We start from the raw sequence: 18,379 nt of genomic DNA, 5'->3' as shown, positions 1-18,379 counted from the left end.
CACACAGACAATCAGCGGTGGTCTTCTCTTAGGAGAAGGCCACCGTTGCGTCTATCAGGGTGCGGCGCTGATGTGCCTCTTGCACACGCGCTTCAATGAGCAACATCTGCTTCATCCAGTAGTTGGCTGCTTCATCGCCCTTACCTTCTGCAACAAAACTCATTGCCTTAACAATGGTCTTCTTCCAGTTGGGATTTGTCGTTTCTTCGTCTTCAGATGAAATCGAATCCGTGAGTTCGCTGCGAACTACTTCAGTCAATGTTCCGTACAACAGTTCGAGTGTTTTGTTTCCGCAGCTCTTAAACAAATGAGCGTAGAAACGACTCCACACATCAACGCGAACTCGTGCATCAACACCTGGAACAATTTCATCCATAATCGCCAACAGCTCATTTGCTGCTTCTTGACGATTCTCCCGACGTGCAAGCAAGCGCAAAGCAAGTGGTTCGATCATGGCGCGAGCCTCGAACACGTCGCTTAAGAGCACGCCGTCGAATTGCATAAGCAATCCAAGGTATCGAGCGGCAACAGATACGTCCGGCCGAGTTGCACGTGCTCCGCCACGGGAACCGCGACGAACAGTGATGAGCTTCTCAGATTCAAGAATGCGGAAGGCTTCACGCAAAGAAGGGCGCGAGACTCCGAAGTGGACCATGAGTTCGGCTTCGCTTGGCAGTGCTGCACCTTCGGCAATATCGCCGCGGACGATTTGATTGCGAATGGCCTGGGCCACGACCTCTGCAGTCTTAGGGACGTGAACTGGCTCCGCGCTAAGTGGCGGCATTTGCGTGGTCAACCCCAGACCTCCTGAAATCACACCCCCGACGGAGGATCAGGCGAATGATACGCCTTATTAGCCCAAAGGCAATGGGTTGAAGCCACCCAAGGGGTGCGAATAACACAATAAGATAACTAATGGTTTGAGCAAACGCGAACATACCGTGAGGGAGAACGAAGAGATGCTGTTTATCGGTGGCGAATGGGGCCCAAGTTCATCAGGTGCCATCTTTGACTCAACTGACCCAGCTACGGGCGAGGTCCTTGGCCAAGCAGCCGATGGCACTCGCGAAGACATGGTTCGAGCAATCGCTGCGGCAAAAGAAGCTTTCCCTGCTTGGTCAGCGAAGACCGCCTATGAACGCGCTGCCATCTTGATGAAGGCCAACCAGCTGATGTTGGCCAAGCGCGATGAGCTCGCCACGTTGATGACCAAGGAGCAAGGCAAGCCAATTCGCATGGCTCGCACCGAAGTCACGTATGCCGCTGACTTCCTGTCCTGGTTCGCAGAAGAAGCTAAGCGCGTCTATGGCCAAACCATTCCGTCTTCGCGCGCTGATCACCGTTTCATGGTGTTGCAGCAGCCCGTTGGTGTTGCAGCAGCGATCACTCCATGGAATTACCCAATCTCAATGTTGACTCGCAAGATTGGCCCCGCGCTTGCTGCAGGTTGCACGATCGTCGTCAAGCCAGCTGAACAAACACCACTTTGCGCAATTGCAACAATCAAAATCCTTGAGGAGGCTGGCGTTCCTGCTGGTGTCGTGAACTTGGTGACCACATCTGACCCAGTCAATGTTGGCGAAGAAATTCTTACCAACCCAACAGTGCGCAAGATCAGCTTCACCGGTTCAACTGAAGTCGGCAAGCTCATCGCCTCCAAGGCTGCTTCAACAATGAAGCGCGTATCGATGGAGCTTGGCGGCCACGCACCATTCATCGTCTTTGCAGATGCAGATCCAGTGAACGCCGCGAAGGGTGCTGCAGCATTGAAGTCACTCAACACTGGTCAGGCCTGTATTTCACAAAACCGTTTGTTTGTGCACAAGTCAATTGCTGCGAAGTTCACTGAAGTGTTGACCGAGCGGATGGCTGCAATGCCGGCGGGTCATGGACTTGATGACAAGGTCACTGTTGGCCCACTCATTGACGAACATGCAATGGACAAGATGGAACGCCAAGTTGCTGATGCAGTAGCAAAGGGCGCAACTGTTGCAACCGGTGGCAAGCGCCTTACCGAAAACGGCTTAGATAAGGGCTTGTTCTGGGCACCTACTGTGCTCACTGGTGTCACCGAAGACATGTTGATCTATCGCGAAGAAACCTTCGGACCGATGGTGCCTGTTATTGAATTTGATGACGAAGACGACATCATCGCAATGGCAAACGACACTGAATACGGTTTGGCTGCGTACGTCTACACACCTAGTTTGAGCCGGGCATTCAAAACAGCTGAAGCTCTTCAATTCGGCATGATCGGTATCAACGACATCAATCCAACTTCCGCAGCTGTTCCATTCGGCGGTATTAAGGAAAGTGGATTGGGTCGCGAGGGTGCACGTGAAGGCATCCTTGAATACCTCGACTCAAAGGTGCTTGGCATTTCATTGTGACAATTACCGATCGACCACACATCACCGTCACTGGTCATCTGCAAAAAGAGGCTTGGCGGGTAAGGGAATTACCACCTGTTGAGTTGGTGCGCCCAGGGCTTTGGTCGATTCCAGTCATCTTCCCCAACAATCCATTGCGTTACGTCAATGTCTACGTCATTGAAGTGCCCAATGGCATTGTGTTGGTGGATGCGGGTTGGCCAGTTGATGAAGCCTGGGAGAACCTCAACGACGGTATCCAGTCCATTGGCTATTCAATTACCGATGTCGAAGGTGTGCTTGTTACCCACAACCATGCAGATCACCTTGGTCTAGCTGGCCGTATTCGCGATGCGTCTGGTGCCTGGATTGCCATGCATGAGCTTGATCAAATCGAAGTGGATTTCGACGTAGATCCAGAAGTATTCAAACGCGCTGGTGAAACATGGTTGATCAAGGCTGGTGTTGAAGAAAGCGACATGCCTGATCTCATTATCGATGCAGGCCAATTCGTAGAGTTTGCAAAGATTCCCAAGGCAGATCGTTTAATCGTCGACGGCGAACGCCCACTTCCCGGCGCACAACACATTCGCACGCTATGGACGCCAGGCCATTCGCCAGGTCACGTGTGTTTCATCGATGAAAAGCACGATCTCTTAATCAGTGGTGATCATGTGCTGCCACGTATTTCTCCCCATATCTCTGTGCATCCACGTGAACATGGTGATCCGCTTGGTTTGTATATCGATTCACTCAACGCCATGCGTGGCATGAATCCCGAAGAAATCCTGCCCGCTCACGAGTATCGCTTCAGCGGTTTAGATGCGCGTATTGAGCAAATGAATGTGCATCATGAGGAACGGCTCACAGAAGTACTCAATGCAATTAGTGAGCACCCAGGCGCTGGCACGTATGAGATCTCATCGAAACTTAGTTGGTCACATGGGTGGGACAACACGCACGGCATGCTGCGTCGCGCAGCAATGGGAGAAACCCTCGCCCACATCGTGCACCTAGAACGCCGCGGGCTCATCAATAACATTCCACGCGATGGTCGTATGTATGAAGGTGATCTGATCACCACGGACGCGTGGTTCCCAGCAGCACTTGGCTAAGTACTCATACCGCTGGTATTGGTTTTACAGGTGCGCGTCGAAGAATGCGATGGTTCGCTTCCAAGCGTCATCTGATGAAGCCTGATGAAATACCGCTGGGCGATCTGGGCAGTGGAAGCCGTGGTCAGCGTCGGGGTAACGCACAACTTCAACGTCTGCCTTTGCTTCACCCGCAGCAATCTTCAGAACCTCGAGATCGTCAACAGGAATGCCGCGGTCCAGGTCACCGAACAGACCAAGCCATGGAGTCTGCAGCTTGTCTACTTGGTCAATGAATGATTCATAACCCATGCGACCTTTAGCAACACCGCCACCGTAGAAGGTGACTGCTGCACCTAACTTCAAGCGCACTGCGGTGTTGTAAGTAACAGTGCCGCCCATGCAAAAACCGGTGATTCCGCACTGCGCTTGCGTAAGTCCTTCTGACTGCAAGTACTCAAGTGCATCATCAACATCTGCTGCCATATCAGCAGGCGTGAGTTGCGACATCACTTCGATTGCTGCCGGGATGTCGTCATACGCCACGATAGGTGAGCCTTGGCGATGGAACATCGCTGGAGCAACCGCAAGGTAACCCGCTTCAGCTAGGCGATCACACACATCCTCAATGTGCGCAGTGACACCGAAGGCTTCTTGGATCACAACGACGCCACCCTTGGGGTTTCCGGCTGGCTTGCGAATCGTGAGTGGTGCGGTCATGACTTCTCCTTCGTTGTCGCAGTGAGACTGCCCATCGCAGCAGCTGCGTATCGGCCACCTGCAGCAGCACCATAAGGGGCAATGGCATTCACCGCATCAAGTTCCGCAGGAGTTAATTGAATGGTTGCTGCTGCAACGTTCTCTTCTAGATATTTGCGGCGTTTGGTGCCAGGAATTGGCACCACATCTGAGCCCTGGGATTGCACCCAAGCCAATGCGAACTGCGCAGGAGTGATGCCACGAGCCGCAGCAAATTCACTCAACTGGGCAACAAGCTTGAGGTTGGCATCAAAATCCTCGCCCTGGAAGCGTGGATTGGTCAGGCGCCAGTCATTTGCCACAAGTTCATCCGTGTTCTGAATCGTGCCCGTGAGGATTCCGCGACCAAGAGGAGAGTAGGGAACCATGCCAATGCCCAGTTCGCGGCAGGTGGCAAGCACGCCATCTACTTCTACATCGCGCGTAAAAAGTGACCATTCATATTGACCGGCAGTCATGGGATGCACTGCATGTGCACGACGAATGGTTTCCGGTGCAGCCTCGCTAATACCTAAGTAGCGAACTTTTCCTGCAGCAACGAGTTCAGCCATTGCGCCCCAGGTATCTTCGATCGGTACGTTCTTATCAACACGGTGGTAGTAGTACAGATCAATCGTGTCGATTCCAAGACGCTTCAAACTGTCATCGCAGGCTTGCTTCACATACGCAGGATCGCCAGTAATCGTCATCTTGCCGTCTACCAAATGGTTAGCAAACTTCGTTGCGAGCACGACTTCATCGCGACGCGTCTGCAGCACCTTGCCAATGAGTTCTTCATTGTGATGCGGGCCGTAAACGTCGGCGGTGTCCCAGAAAGTCACGCCAAGATCGAGCGCCTTATTCAGTGTTGCGGTGGACTCAACATCATCGCGCGTTCCGTACACCATGCTCATGCCCATGCCACCGAGGCCTTGCAATGAAACGTCTACTGCAGCAGCACCTGTTCCCAAAGTGTGAGTTGGAAGTGACACATTGACTCCAAAGGTTGAAGGTGAAGAAGTGTTGGTGTGCGGTGGTGTTTAGCGAGGTGCCATGCGGATAGCGCCGTCAATGCGGATAGTTTCGCCGTTGATCATTGGGTTTTCCACAATGTGCTTCACAAGTGCTGCGTATTCTTCAGGCTTACCTAGGCGACTTGGGTGCGGAACTTGATCACCCAGTGACTTCACTGCCTCCGGTGGAAGCCCGGCAACCATCGGTGTTTCAAAGGTTCCAGGTGCAACAGCGATGACGCGAATAAGGAATTGAGCGAGATCGCGAGCCAGTGGCAAGGTCATGCCAGCAACGCCCGCTTTTGAAGCGGCATAAGCGACCTGACCAACTTGACCATCAAATGCGGCGACCGATGCAGTGTTCACAATGACGCCGCGTTCTTCACCTGCGGGTTCGGTCACCGACATACGCTCGGCAGCCAGGCGAATCACATTGAGCGTGCCAAGCAAGTTGATGGAGATCACGCGCTCGAACTCGGCTTGAGCAGTTGCAACTCCCTTACGCATCACACGGTTAGGAGTTGCGATTCCTGCGCAGTTCACGACCAGGCGAAGTGGACCCATATCTTCGGCAGCATCGAGGGCCACCTTGATCTGATCCTCATCGCGCACATCAGCAGCGACAAACACGGCATTTGGACCGATTGCTGCGGCTTCGGCTTCACCATTTGAGGAAGGAAGGTCAACGATCACCACGTTGGCACCGGCCGCAGCCATCGTTTTTGCCGTGGCAAGACCAAGGCCTGACCCAGCTCCGGTGATTACTGCGCTGATTCCTGCGATCTGCATAACGAGAAGTCCTGTTCCGAATTTGCCCGAACTAACGCCCGGTCCGCGGCTTTTGATGGGATACTCACCACCATAACTGTGTAGCCGACCCTTCGTGGGGCGTATGCCCAAACGCCGTCGAACATCACACTTCGCTTGCCAAGGAGAACTTCAATGAACACGATCTCTACAGATCTCAACTTTTATAACCTCGCCATGCTGCTCATTCGCTTGGCCATCGGCCCAATGCTGTTCGTCCATGGCTACAACAAGGTGTTCGGCGCAGGTGGCCTCAAGGGCACTGCCGGTTGGTTTGAATCCCTTGGACTGAAGCCAGGCTGGGTTCATGCACGCGTTGCAGCTGGCACCGAAATGGCAGTCGGTATTGCGATCACCATTGGTTTCCTCACCGGCTTGAGTGCCGCTGGTGTGGTTGGCCTGATGGTTGTCGCCATGTTGACCGATCACCGCGGTAAGGGCTACTTCGTATTCAAGGGTGGCTGGGAGTACGTGCTCTACATCTTGTTGACCGCTTTGGCTTTGGCTTCAGGTGGTTCAGGTGAATGGTCAGTCGACAATGCATTGAACATCGAAATGTTCGGAGTGAACTGGGCGATCATCGCTGGAGTGCTTGGCACCGGTGCCGCATTGTTGATGCTCGCAACTTCTTACCGACCTGCAAAGAAGTAACTAACTCGCGAGTTCTGCTCGCACTAGATCGTTATCCGCACCGAGGGCTCGGGCTGTTCCATGAACAGTTCGAGCCTTTGGTCGTTCTACGGGACGAATGCCGAATTCTGTTTCGACGACCCACTTCCCGTTTAGTTGAGTCGGATCGATAACTGATTCATTACTTCGAGTCGCAGCTGCAACATTTGCCAACGCAATATCGATCAAGTGCGTTCCACCTTGTGTTGCAAGCGCAGCAGCCGCCACTGCAGCATGAATGCCGGTCAGTGGATCAGCGAGTGCATCTGCAACAGGAATCGGAATGCCATCAATCCAACGCACTAATCCTGCGGCCATTGCAGTGTCATCACCGAAACCAATCCAATTGGCTTCTTCACCTGTAGAACCATAAGCACTGAGTTGCACCCACACGCCGTTATTTCGATTTGCCAGCCAACGTTGGGGATCTAAGTCAAGAGATACCAGACCACGTGGCCGCGCAGAAGTGATCACAATGTCTGCGGTGTCGATGAGTGCATGCAGAAAATCCAAATTCCCTGGATCAAAGGTCACTGACAATTGACCGAGGTGCAGAAGATCATCAAACGCTAGAATACCTTCACGGCTTCCATCTGGGCGTGATGCACTTTCAACTCGGATGACTTCTGCCCCTGCCGTGTGCAGCAAGTTGCCACAAAGCGGGCCGGCCCACAGAGTTGAGAGATCGATAACGCGCATACCCTTGAGCTCGCGGACCGCACTTTTTCCTGTCGATTCAATACGCATCAGCTCACGTGAGGGCACTGAATCAATTGCGCCCGCTGGCATTCCCAACAAACGACATCGATCTACTGCTTCTTGAGTTGTATGTGTGCGAGCCCACGCATCAACACTGATCCACTCATTTGTTGTCGGTGCACTGATGAGGGCAGGCACATATGCAAGGTCAGTTGGACGTGCAAGGGAAAGAGCGAACCAACCATCAAGTGTTCTCACTGCACGGCAATGCAGACCTAACGTCCATGGCGCTTTGGGTGGCCAACCTGATAGCGCAGCACGTTCGCCGAGCAGTTGCTCTCCTGCAATACCGGTTGAACCGGTAATAGAGTCAAAGGCCAACATCGCACCTCTGGCAGCCGTTGCCGCAAAACCAGTTGGCATCAGTGGTTGCTTTGGTGTTCCGGTTATGGCGACGGCGCCACTGCGCGCCCAATCTGTTAAGGGAGCGCTTTCAAATGTGGGTGCTTCAATGCGCCGTGAATTTCCAACGTGGGTGAGAAGTTGATTCGCCCAATCTGTGGCGTTAATTGATGGGAGCGATGTCATCAATTAATCCCCACGCCAATGCATCGTGCGCAGTAAGAGTTGTTCCGGTGAGCACTATCCATAATGTGCGCCAGCGCCCAATGCGATTCGCAATGCTCACGCAACCACCCGCTCCCGGAATCAAACCCATCGATAATTCAGGCAACGAGAATGTTGTTTCCGGATCTGCAATGACATGCGATGCGAAGGAAGGCATTTCAACGCCAGCGCCAATGCATTTGCCGTGCATATGCACAGTGGTGCGATCAGCAAGTTCTGCGATGCACCAACCAGGATGTTGTGTCATGCGCACAGCCCATGCAGTTGATGCGTCAGGTGTTGAACCGAACTCGCGTAAATCACCACCATTGCTGAAGCAGGACCCTTCGCCGGTGACTTTCACTTGAAGTGTCGGATCAGCAAGTGCGATGGCAAACGCTTCGACAAGTGCAGCGCGCATTGGTCCGTCAATTGCATTGAGTCGCAGTTTTCGATTCATTCGAATATTGAGTGTGTTGCCAGTAATCGAAGTCAGAACGCGATCCGGTTCAGCTGCTGGCTCGAGCTTCTTGACCGAACGCGCGCTTAACCATTCCGCAAATTCAGGTCCAGCTAAGAGGGTTGAGTAAGCCGCAGCTTCTGCAGCAATTGCATCAGAAATATCTAACTGCGGTGTTTGTCGTAGTACTGCTGCTAACACCATTGCACTGCGTGCGCGGTTGGCCATGGCCGCATCGATCAGCGAAACGGCTTCATTGAGATCAGCAACCGTGACGAGCGATGTGTCATCAATCGTTGCAGTGGTCAGCGTGAGGTCAAGGAATTTGGAAACCGCTCGTACTTCCGAGGTTGGATTGCTGGTCAGGCCAATGAGGAGACATACGCGGTCACGCAAAGCTTGGACATTCTTGGGAATTTCTTGGTCTAGATCAATGAATCGAACAGCATTCGTTACTTCACCTCGAGTGCTGATCTCGGGATACCAATCCCGAGCAGCAATCAGCGCTGTCAAATTGGTGATCACGGGCGAAGGGTACGCTGATACCAACATAGTTAACTGCACGTGGTTCATGGTGGCCAGCGATCACCTCATGGCTAGTCCAAAGCCAGCCTGTGGCATCAAGCACATCAACACCTTAACGGATGCAACTATGCAAGATTAATCCACTCAATACTTACTTAACACGCAATACAGATGAATTCGCATATGTCGACTAAGTCAGGTCAAAAACTCCAAGTTTCATAACGAATTGAACACGCTTTCTTATTCGGGCTTTTCAATGTGTCAATCGAAGGTCACTCTTTCGTCACCTTGCTCGATCACATCGGTGCAAGTGGGTTCGACTCAACTGTGCAAGGTGCACAGTTGCTCACCTCTAGGGGAGTGTTGATGTCGGTTTCTTCAAACAAGCGCCGTAGCTCGGCCTTTGTTGTCGGCGGTCTTGCCGCGGCAATGGTGGTTTCAGTTGCGGCCACTGGTGCTCAGGCTGCGCCTGCTCCAAGTAATGCTGCAAAGAATGCAAAGTGCGCACCAGTTGACGGTGTCACGCCAACCACGATCAACCTTGGCTGGCTTGGTCCAAAAACCGGCGCCGCTTCTGCAAACTACATCGGTTCATCTCAAGCTGCTCAGCTTCGTGCCGACCAGGAAAACGCTAAGGGTGGCATCAACGGCCGCAAGATTATTTTCAAGGTGTATGACGATGCCTCAAGCCCAACCACTCAGGTCTCGGCCGCTCAGCAGGCTATTCAGTCAGACAAGATGTTTGGTTTGACGCTTCAGTCTTCAACTGTTTCAGCATTCCCAACCTTGAAGACAGCCAATATTCCGGTAACTGGCTTTAACAACCAGGCCTTCAACTCTGATCGCAATGCCTTTGCCCCAACTGGTGCACCACCTCCTGTCGGAATTGGTTCGCTCCTTGTGATTCAAAAACTCAAGGAAATGGGCGTCACTAAAGTGGCCAACATCAACCATGCCTCGGCTGGTGCGGCCATTTCTGGAAACACGACTTCAGGTTTGTTGAAGCTCGTCCCAGGCATCACTGAGTCACTTCGTATCGCTGATGAACCACAAGGTTCACATGATGCAACGGCAACCGCACTGCGCATTAAGAGCACCGGATCAAACGGCGCGATTATTGTTGGCTTCATTGAAGGTGGCGTATCAATCGCTCAGGCATTGAAGCAGCAGGGCGTCACGCTGAACGGTATGAGCATTGTTGGTCTTTCAGATCCAGCGGTGCTTCGTACGACGGGTACAGCCCTTGATGGTGCGCTCGGCACCAACTACGGCACGGTTCCTGTTGGTGTTCCACGTGCTGCAGTACGCACCTACACAAACGGCATGAAGGCTGCAGGCTTGAACCCTTACTCAGCTGCAGCACCTCAGGGTTACCTTGGTGTGGATCTGTTGATCCGTGGTCTCAAGGAAGCCGGCCAATGCCCAACGCGTGATCTCTTCATCAATAAGTTGCGCAACGTCTCCAACTACACCGGTAACGGTCTGGTACCAGAAAAGATCAGCTTCAAGCCAGGCTCAACGCCAAATGGCAACATGGCTGATTGCACCTGGTTCATGATCGCCAAGGGTGATCAATTGGTTCCGGATAAGAATCCAACCTGTGGTGCTAAGTACGTCAACACCTCAACTGGGGCTGTTGTACAGGGCTAGTAGTGATGAACACCTTGCAGCGGGTGCCGAGCGAAAGCTCGGCACCCGCTGTCTCATTTATTCAGGGGATAGCGCACCATTGACTCGTGAAGTTGTACGCAGTTCTCTCGATGGGTTTGGTTTGTGTTCTGGGCCTCTCTGCGTGCGGTAACTCAAGTAGTGACACCAACGCCTCTGGGTCATCAACACCAACACCGTCACGAACCTGCGCAACAGTTCCGGGAATCACAGATTCGACTATCACCATTGGAGTGGTGTTCCCAAAAAGTGGAACAGCAGCATCGACATTTTCAAACTTTGATGTAGCAGCACAGCTGCGCATGAATGAAATGAACGCTCTTGATGGAATCAATGGACGAAAGATTCGCCTGAAAATTTATGACGATCGTAATGATCCCAGAGCTCAAAATTCCGTTGCTCAGCAAGCGTTGAAGGATGGCGTGTTTGGCATCATTGCCGCCTCGCAACAACAATCAATGTATCCGATTTTGAAACAAGCTAATGTTCCTATCGCAGGTGTTCCTAATCTTCCTCCGTATGCAACTGACCTCAACGCTTTTGGTGTCACAGGTGCTTATTCCACTGGCTACACGTCGACAGCAGCTGCACAGCGCTTTCGAAAAATCAAAGCTAGATCAATCGCTACCGTTACCTTGAAAACACCTGGCGCGCTGAACAGCGCACGAGGATTCGTTGCCACGTTGCCATCGCAAGCGTTGAAGTCAGCACTTCCCATTCAATCGTTGACGTCGAGTTCATCCAGCACTTCTGCGATTGCGAAAGCGATCGTCAAATCAAAGGCTGATGCAGTCAATGTGATTGCCCCGGTTAGCGTCGGACAGTCGTTGACCAAGTCATTGAAGAGTTTGGGCGCAGAACAGATGCCTGTCATGGTGAATGGACTCATTGATCCCGCGACAGTGCTCGATGCACAGGGCGCTCTCGACGGGGCTATTGGCGTTCCTCATGGATTCGTACCGCTGCAACTCAACACTCCCGAAGTGAAACGGTATGTCGCCGGCATGGTTTCTGCGGGAGCAAATCCGTATGCATCATTTGCGCCCCTGGGCTATATCGCCGCGGATGTGATGATTGCGGGGCTCAGCGCTGCAGGGCAGTGCCCAACTCGAGAAGACTTCATTCGGATTGAACGAGGAGTCACTGACTACACCGCCGGCAATATGTTGCCCGGAAAGATTTCATTTGCTCCGGGAGTCACACCTGACGGCGACCCTGCCAAGTGCAGCTGGTTTATCACCGTGCGTGGTGATTCTTTATTACCTGACACCGGTCCAACCTGTGGTCAACTCCTGAAAACCTAAGTGAACATTTGTTCAATTTTAGGTATGTCCATCTAAAACACATTCCGTGAACAAATAGATGTAACCAATTCGGCTGTTTCCCTTGACGGACCCTTGCTCCCTCCATAGGCTCGCGACCTCACCATCTGTAATGAATTAGGACAAAAAGCGCCCGCACCCAGGCGCTTAGCGAACTAATGTCTAGGGGGACAAGGCGTTATCCGCCGAAAACCTCGAAAACGGCTTCGATCAGCCCACCATCGCTGAATGCCACCTCGTACGTTCCGAATCTGGCCCTCGCCAGAAGCGGATTCGATCGGCCCTGACCAGGAGGACCCCAGGTGCTCAGTTTTGTTATTGCTGGCCTTGCCGTTGGCGCGCTTTATGCGATGTCAGCTATGGCATTGGTCATCACCTATAACGCTTCACGCGTCTTCAACTTCGCTCAAGGTGGCATGGCCTTCTTCTTGGCCTATTGCTTCTTCTTCTTGAGCAACCCAGATACCGGACTCGGCTGGAACTCATGGCTTGCTGCGGCAGTTGTCGTGTTGATCGCCGGTCCATTGCTGGGCCTATTCCTTTGGTGGATCTTGTTGGGCAAGCTGGGCAACCTCGCTCCGCTCACCAAGGTTGCTGTGATGATCGGCCTTCAGGTCGCACTCGTCGCTGTAACCACCTTGATCTTCGGCCACGATCCGGTGTACCTCGTGTACGGCCCAGTCGGCGAACCGTCGGTCATCTTCTCAATTTTTGATGTGAACGTTTCTAACGAACAGTTCATCATCATCGTCACCGCTGCGATTGTCGCTCTTGGTGGCTACTGGGTTCTCAATAAGACAATGGCGGGTCTGGTCACCCGTGGTTCTGTGGACTCAGAACTCATGACAGTGCTTACAGGCACGAACCCAAAGTTCGTTGTTGCTTCAACATGGGCAATCGGAACCGCAGTCGCTGGCCTTGCTGGTCTGATGGTTCTCCCAAAGGTGGGCCTGAGCCCAGGCGGCTTCGCCAACCTCATCGCAGCTTCGATGGCTGGTGCAGTTATCGGCAAGTTCACCAACCTGTGGCGCGCATTCTTTGGAGCTTTGTTCCTTGGTCTCGTTCAGGAAGTTCTCGTTCTGTACTTGCCATCTGATGGTCTTCTTGGCACCGCACTTCGCCCCAGCCTTCCGTTCCTGTTCATGGTGGGCGCAGTCCTCATTTACAGCCGAAACAAGGACGTTCGCGCTGACACGCAAAAGGTCGAAGTTGCTTCGGTCAACAATGCGTACGAAGTTTCGCTTTCGCATTACTTGTCGATCATGCGTAATCCAAAGGGCCACTGGGATAAGTGGGTTGGCTACGCAGTTCTCATCGTCGTGATGGTCGGCATTCCGCTGGTCTTTAACGATTATTGGACCGGCCTGTTCGCCGTTGGCTTTGCATACACCGTGGTGTTCTTGTCATACCGACTTGTCACAGGTGAAGCAGGCATCATCAGCCTTTCCCAAATCAGCTTCGCCGGTTTGGGTGTGATTGCCGCGGCATACGTGGTGAACAACGACACGCCATTTGGCGCAAAGGGCACAGTGCCGATTCTGTTGGCGATGCTGATTGGCGGCGTAGTCGCAGGCATCATCGGTGCCATCGTGGGCATGGTGTGTTTGCCACTTGGCCCTCTCTACGCAGCAATCGTGACCTTCGGTTTCGCACTGCTCGTTGACCAAGCGGTCTACACCCGCGATGAGTTCTCAAACTACGGATCTGGTTTGCCATTTGGTCGACCAACCTTGTTCGGCATGGATTTTGATACGCCGAAGAAGTACTACTGGTTTGCTGCAGTCATCATGTTCATCATCATGTTCATCCTGTGGTCACTTCGCCGTTCGACTACTGGTTTGGTCTTTGCAACGATTCGCGCCAGCCGCGTTCGCGCAGCAACCCTTGGCTTTGACATCTTCATCGCTCGTCTGGGTGTATTCGCACTTGGCGCAGCAGTTGCAGGTATCGGTGGCACGATGGTTGCGAGCTTCCAGCTCGTCGCGTTCCCTAATGGTTACGTCATGGTGATCGGTCTGGTCTGGTTCGCACTTGCGGTTGCCCAGGGCACGAGCTCTATGGGTGGCCTTGCTGCCGGTGGCATGGGGATGTTGTTGATGCCAGCAATCTTCGCGGAATTCTTGCCAGAGCGTTTGGTCGATCTTCCAGTGCTGTTGTTCGGTCTGGTCGCCATCAACATGGTGAAGGATCCAATTGGTATCCAGCCAGGTGTGCGTGCTCAATTCCGTCGTCTTGCCATCAAGATAAGTGGTGGATCACTTCATGATCCAGCACCTATTGACGATGACCAAGTTAAGTCCAACGTTCCAGCAGGAGTGTGAACTAATGTCAAACGTAACTAGCACCACACTTCGCGCAGAAGGTGTCAGCATCCGCTTCGGCGGTGTGCAGGCATTGAACAAGGTCAGTCTTGACGCGCAACCAGGTCAAATCACCGGATTGATCGGCCCTAACGGTGCCGGCAAGTCCACGATGCTTGGTTGCATTTCAGGAACCTTGGAACAAAACGAAGGCACGATCTTCGTTGGTGAAACAAGTGTCGGAAAGACCTCGCCTCAAAAGCGTGCGTCGATGGGCATGGCTCGCACCTTCCAGGGTCCACAGTTGGTTACCGAACTGACGGTTCGCGAGCATGTCGTGCTCGCGTCTCGTGCCGGCAAGCAGGTTCGTGCCGGCAAGTTCATCACCAGCTTGAACTTCATCATTGCGTTGATTCCGTTTTTCTCCCGCGGCATTTCCAAGGCTGAAATTGAAAGTGCAGATGCACTTATCAATGAACTTGGTCTTGGCAAAGACAAGGACAAGGGTCCATCAGACCTCACCCTTGGTCAGCGCCGTCTTCTTGAGGTTGCAATTTGTCTGGCAACCAATGCGAAGATCATGTTGCTCGATGAGCCATCAGCTGGTCTTGACCGTTCAGAAACCGAGAACCTCGGTGAAATGATCAAGAAGCTCGCACGTGAGCGCAACATCACCATCATCTTGGTTGAGCATGACCTCGAATTGGTGTTTGGCATTTGCGATCGAGTCTTCGTTCTCGACTTCGGTCAATTGATCGACAGTGGAACCCCAGCAGAAATGCGCGCCAGCAAGGCTGTACAGGCCGCTTACCTTGGAACAGTGGAGGACTAAATGTCGAACGCGAAACTTGAGGTTCAAAACCTCACGCTCAAGTACGGCGATGCACTTGCCGTTGACAACGTGTCGTTCTCACTTGCGCATGGTGAATGCCTCACCATCCTTGGTGCTAACGGTGCAGGTAAGAGTTCAATCGGTAAGTCACTTGCCGGCTTGCTTCCACCTGCATCAGGCAACATCATTCTTGATGGCGACGATGTCACCAATCTTGAGCCATATTTGATCGCACAGCGCAAGCTGTCGTACCTTCCAGAAGGTCGCGCAATCTTCCCGACACTCACCATTGAAGAAAACCTGATGCTGGGTGCTCGTAAGTTGGCGGCTGATCCAAAGGCAGCTGTTCAAAGCGCATACGACCTTTTCGGAAAGCTCGGCGATCGTCGTAAGCAGCAGGCCCGCACACTTTCAGGTGGCGAGCAGCAGATGTTGGCTGTAGCAAAGGCATTGATCACAAACCCAGAAGTCATCGTTGTTGACGAACTTTCACTGGGCTTGGCTCCATTGATCATTGACGACATCTACACCGCCCTCGGTAAGGCGCGTGAAGCTAACAATGTGACGATCGTGCTCATTGAGCAGTACATCGACCGCGCATTGAGCTTCGCAGATCGTGCTCTGCTCATGGTGCATGGTCATGAAGTATGGAGCGGACCTGCTGACAGTAATGCTGACAGCATTGTGCGCGGCTTCCTCAGTGGTGAGGGCGCAGCCTAAGTTCGAAATGTTTTCAAGTACGGCCCGGGTGTTCATCACCTGGGCCGTACTTTTTTGCGAAATTCCTGATTGATTTTCTAAATCGGTTGCAGAGCCAGCGGTGAGTCCGTAGGTTGCAAAAACATGAGCTAGAGACAAGTGAGGTCAGCAATGAAAATGCTCGACGGTATTCGTGTTCTTGATCTAACAATGTGGGCCTTTTGCCCGTCAGCTGGAGCAGTGCTCGCTGAATGGGGTGCAGACGTCATTCACATTGAAAACCCTCGAAATCCAGATCCAATGCGCCTATTCGGCGGTGGCAGCCTCGAACCAAATGGTGCACACTGGTTCTTTAAGCACTACAACCGAGGCAAGCGCGCGATCACGTTGGATCTCGCAACTCCAGAAGGTAAAGAAGCGCTATATGCATTAGTGAAGGAATCAGATGTATTCCTGACGAGCTTCCTTCCCAACACACGCCAAAAGCTTGGCTTTGATGTTGATCAACTTCGTGCCATCAATCCGAACATCATTTACGCAAAGGGCACCGGTGGTGGACCACTTGGCCCAGAGAATCATCGTGGCGGATACGACGGAGCCACCTGGTGGCATCGCGGGTCGCTGGCTCAGTCAGTCATGAACGTGACACGCACTGAAGTCCCATCAGGCATGGTGGGCCATGGCGACGGCATGTCTGGTTTGGTTCTTGCCGGCGGCATTTCTGCTGCGTTGTTCCATCGATTGAAGACCGGCGAAGCAACAGTTGTTGACTCATCGCTGCTGGGCACCGCAACTTGGTTCAACGCACCAGCGATTATTGGCTCTGTCGTTGATGGCGCGAATGCTCAGATGGGTAAGTACATCCCTCGCGAAATGGGTCAGTGGTCAGGCGCTACTTATAAGACCAAGGATGGCCGCTTCATCGGACTTCTTCACTTAGGCGATCATCAAAACGAATTCGAAGATCTTTGCCGCCACATGAATCGAGAAGATCTGATTGCAGATCCCCGTTTTGGATCACCAGCTGATCGCATGGCTAATTCCGGCGACCTCATGTCGATCATGGATGACGTTTTCGCAACGAAGGATTTTGCCGAGTGGAAAACCATTCTTGTCACCAGCAAGGGCGTGTGGGCACCAATTCAATCTGTTGAAGAAATGCCCGATGATGTTCAGGTCCAGGCCAATCGCATGATCCGCACGGTTCAGTACGGCGATACTTCGCAGCCAGTTGTCATGCCCCCTGTGATGTTCAATGAAGATTCCGGGCCATGCGACCGTGCGCCTGACTTCAATGAGCACACAGATGAAGTACTTCGTGATGTCGGTGGATTCGATGATGCAGCTATTGCACGATTCCGAGCAGCAGGAGCGGTGGCGTAGTTCTTCCATGCCAACTGAAATAAAGGAGCGGATCCTCACCGGCCGCTACCTGATTGTTTTTGCCGGTTCCTTTGGAGTGTTCTTCGCTAACGGTGTGATTACACCGGTGTTGCCTTTGTTCGTGAAAGGGCCGCTCGGTGGTGGCGACGTTGCTGTTGGTTTGACCTTTGCCATTACTGCGGTTTCTGCAATTGCCATTCGACCGTGGGTTACCCCCAAGTTCAATACTTGGGGGTACAAACCCATCCTGATGGGCGCCTTTGCAGCTGCGGGGTTTTCGATTGGCCTTTCAGGGTTCATGCCAAATGTGGTCTCGTTGATCATTCTTCGATTGCTGTTCGGTGCGGCAATGGCGTGCATCTTCATTGGATCGCTCACTGCCATCACCTCGTGGGTTCCGCCGTCACGAGCAGGTGAAGCAGTCAGTCTTTTCTCTGCTGCGCCGTACATCAGCATGGGACTAGGGCCATTTTTAGGCCAGTGGATCTTTCACAATTTTGATTACATGGCCACGTTTATCGTGGCCGGTGTTATTGCAGGAATCGGCATTATTCCGATGGTCTTCCTGCATGCACCAAAACCTGCACCACCAACGGATGGCCTTCCAGCCAAACGCTTCTACCCAGGCGCAGTAATGCCCGGAGTTGTCATTGCATTCGGAATTGTTGGCATGATCGCCTTCGGTGCGTTTATTCCACTCTTTGCTCCAACGATTCCTGGCATGCAAGTGCAGTTTGCCTTTCTCACACTCTCTGTTGTTGTGTTGGCTTTTCGCATCCTTGGCGCCAAACTGCCAGACAGATGGGGTCCAAAACGAACAGGCATCGTGGCAACTACAGGGCTTATCGTTGGGTTGGCGGCATTGTCAGTTACTCCGTGGGCTTGGTGGGCCTACATGTCGATCGTTCCCTTTGCGATGGGTATGGCATTGCAATACCCAGGTCTGTTGACGTTAACCCTTGAACATGTGGAAGATCGTGATCGTCCGGTTGCAATTTCTACCTTCACGATGTTGTTTGATATTTCTAATGGTTTAAGTGGCCTATTTGTGGGAGTTGTGGCAGCAGCCGCTGGATATCGTGCCGTATTTGGTGCGTCTGCGTTCATGGCTTTTGTAGGACTTCTCATATTGCTGATCGTTGTTATTCCTCGCTATGAAGCAATGAAACGATCTGTCAGTACTCGAGTGCTGTGA

General features: G+C 52.7%; 16 protein-coding genes. 10 read left to right on the top strand and 6 right to left on the bottom strand.

From position 1 onward, the window contains the following. Positions 1 to 28 precede the first annotated feature (28 nt). Positions 29 to 733 (bottom strand): GntR family transcriptional regulator, encoded by a 705-nt coding sequence (locus PHN51_08790; GenBank protein MDD2818874.1) that lies wholly within the window; start codon positions 731 to 733, stop codon positions 29 to 31. Between the two features lie 208 nt (positions 734 to 941). Between PHN51_08790 and PHN51_08785 the strand changes: the two genes are divergently transcribed. Together PHN51_08785 and PHN51_08780 are read left to right on the top strand one after the other, a co-directional pair. Beyond that, positions 942 to 2,390 (top strand): NAD-dependent succinate-semialdehyde dehydrogenase, encoded by a 1,449-nt coding sequence (locus PHN51_08785; GenBank protein ID MDD2818873.1) that lies wholly within the window; start codon positions 942 to 944, stop codon positions 2,388 to 2,390. Further along, positions 2,387 to 3,484, top strand: coding sequence for an MBL fold metallo-hydrolase (locus tag PHN51_08780; protein MDD2818872.1), 1,098 nt, complete (start codon positions 2,387 to 2,389; stop codon positions 3,482 to 3,484). The genes PHN51_08785 and PHN51_08780 overlap by 4 nt, the downstream gene beginning before the upstream one ends. A gap of 24 nt (positions 3,485 to 3,508) precedes the next feature. On the opposite strand, the gene PHN51_08775 is transcribed toward PHN51_08780, so the two are convergent. From PHN51_08775 to PHN51_08765, 3 genes are read right to left on the bottom strand one after another with little or no spacing between them, the layout of a single operon-like run. After that, a complete protein-coding gene (locus PHN51_08775) occupies positions 3,509 to 4,183 on the bottom strand; it encodes a dienelactone hydrolase family protein (GenBank protein MDD2818871.1) in 675 nt (224 codons plus the stop codon). Beyond that, positions 4,180 to 5,193, bottom strand: a complete 1,014-nt coding sequence (locus PHN51_08770) for an aldo/keto reductase (protein ID MDD2818870.1) — start codon at positions 5,191 to 5,193, stop codon at positions 4,180 to 4,182. Before PHN51_08770 ends, PHN51_08775 begins: the two co-directional genes overlap by 4 nt. 48 nt (positions 5,194 to 5,241) lie before the next feature. Then, positions 5,242 to 6,003, bottom strand: a complete 762-nt coding sequence (locus tag PHN51_08765) for an SDR family NAD(P)-dependent oxidoreductase (protein ID MDD2818869.1) — start codon at positions 6,001 to 6,003, stop codon at positions 5,242 to 5,244. Positions 6,004 to 6,156: 153 nt separating this feature from the next. On the opposite strand from PHN51_08765, the gene PHN51_08760 reads away from it, so the two are divergent. Further along, positions 6,157 to 6,672, top strand: coding sequence for a DoxX family protein (locus PHN51_08760; protein MDD2818868.1), 516 nt, complete (start codon positions 6,157 to 6,159; stop codon positions 6,670 to 6,672). Here the strand turns inward: PHN51_08760 and PHN51_08755 are convergent, their stop codons facing one another. Together PHN51_08755 and PHN51_08750 are read right to left on the bottom strand one after the other, a co-directional pair. Continuing rightward, positions 6,673 to 7,977, bottom strand: a complete 1,305-nt coding sequence (locus PHN51_08755) for a CoA transferase (GenBank protein MDD2818867.1) — start codon at positions 7,975 to 7,977, stop codon at positions 6,673 to 6,675. Next, positions 7,955 to 8,980, bottom strand: a complete 1,026-nt coding sequence (locus tag PHN51_08750) for an enoyl-CoA hydratase/isomerase family protein (protein MDD2818866.1) — start codon at positions 8,978 to 8,980, stop codon at positions 7,955 to 7,957. The genes PHN51_08755 and PHN51_08750 overlap by 23 nt, the downstream gene beginning before the upstream one ends. A 258-nt stretch (positions 8,981 to 9,238) precedes the next feature. On the opposite strand from PHN51_08750, the gene PHN51_08745 reads away from it, so the two are divergent. The 7 genes from PHN51_08745 to PHN51_08715 all read left to right on the top strand — a co-directional run bounded on the left by PHN51_08745 (position 9,239) and on the right by PHN51_08715 (position 18,379). Continuing rightward, positions 9,239 to 10,630 carry an ABC transporter substrate-binding protein gene (locus PHN51_08745; GenBank protein MDD2818865.1) on the top strand — a complete coding sequence of 464 codons (1,392 nt, stop codon included), beginning with the start codon at positions 9,239 to 9,241 and terminating at the stop codon, positions 10,628 to 10,630. Positions 10,631 to 10,716: 86 nt separating this feature from the next. After that, on the top strand, positions 10,717 to 11,952 hold the full coding sequence (locus PHN51_08740; protein ID MDD2818864.1) for an ABC transporter substrate-binding protein: 1,236 nt from the start codon (positions 10,717 to 10,719) through the stop codon (positions 11,950 to 11,952). Positions 11,953 to 12,272: 320 nt separating this feature from the next. After that, positions 12,273 to 14,291 (top strand): ABC transporter permease, encoded by a 2,019-nt coding sequence (locus tag PHN51_08735; protein ID MDD2818863.1) that lies wholly within the window; start codon positions 12,273 to 12,275, stop codon positions 14,289 to 14,291. 4 nt (positions 14,292 to 14,295) lie between these two features. Continuing rightward, positions 14,296 to 15,102 (top strand): ABC transporter ATP-binding protein, encoded by an 807-nt coding sequence (locus PHN51_08730; protein ID MDD2818862.1) that lies wholly within the window; start codon positions 14,296 to 14,298, stop codon positions 15,100 to 15,102. After that, positions 15,103 to 15,822 (top strand): ABC transporter ATP-binding protein, encoded by a 720-nt coding sequence (locus PHN51_08725; GenBank protein ID MDD2818861.1) that lies wholly within the window; start codon positions 15,103 to 15,105, stop codon positions 15,820 to 15,822. 150 nt (positions 15,823 to 15,972) lie between these two features. Next, positions 15,973 to 17,184 (top strand): CoA transferase, encoded by a 1,212-nt coding sequence (locus PHN51_08720; GenBank protein ID MDD2818860.1) that lies wholly within the window; start codon positions 15,973 to 15,975, stop codon positions 17,182 to 17,184. Beyond that, complete coding sequence (locus PHN51_08715; GenBank protein ID MDD2818859.1) at positions 17,108 to 18,379, top strand: MFS transporter; 1,272 nt, start codon at positions 17,108 to 17,110, stop codon at positions 18,377 to 18,379. The genes PHN51_08720 and PHN51_08715 overlap by 77 nt, the downstream gene beginning before the upstream one ends.

The sequence above is a fragment of the Candidatus Nanopelagicales bacterium genome (genome assembly GCA_028687755.1).
In the GTDB taxonomy this organism is placed as follows: Bacteria; Actinomycetota; Actinomycetes; order S36-B12; family S36-B12; genus UBA11398.
This window is presented reverse-complemented; position numbering and strand designations above follow the sequence as displayed.

What these genes read in the sequence shown, in the direction of transcription:
- PHN51_08715 (MDD2818859.1), top strand. Translation starts at nt 17,108, where the DNA reads ATGAAGTACTTCGTGATGTCGGTGGATTCGATGATGCAGCTATTGCAC.
- PHN51_08760 (MDD2818868.1), top strand. Translation starts at nt 6,157, where the DNA reads ATGAACACGATCTCTACAGATCTCAACTTTTATAACCTCGCCATGCTG.
- PHN51_08765 (MDD2818869.1), bottom strand. Translation starts at nt 6,003, where the DNA reads ATGCAGATCGCAGGAATCAGCGCAGTAATCACCGGAGCTGGGTCAGGC.
- PHN51_08730 (MDD2818862.1), top strand. Translation starts at nt 14,296, where the DNA reads ATGTCAAACGTAACTAGCACCACACTTCGCGCAGAAGGTGTCAGCATC.
- PHN51_08775 (MDD2818871.1), bottom strand. Translation starts at nt 4,183, where the DNA reads ATGACCGCACCACTCACGATTCGCAAGCCAGCCGGAAACCCCAAGGGT.
- PHN51_08725 (MDD2818861.1), top strand. Translation starts at nt 15,103, where the DNA reads ATGTCGAACGCGAAACTTGAGGTTCAAAACCTCACGCTCAAGTACGGC.
- PHN51_08720 (MDD2818860.1), top strand. Translation starts at nt 15,973, where the DNA reads ATGAAAATGCTCGACGGTATTCGTGTTCTTGATCTAACAATGTGGGCC.
- PHN51_08755 (MDD2818867.1), bottom strand. Translation starts at nt 7,977, where the DNA reads ATGACATCGCTCCCATCAATTAACGCCACAGATTGGGCGAATCAACTT.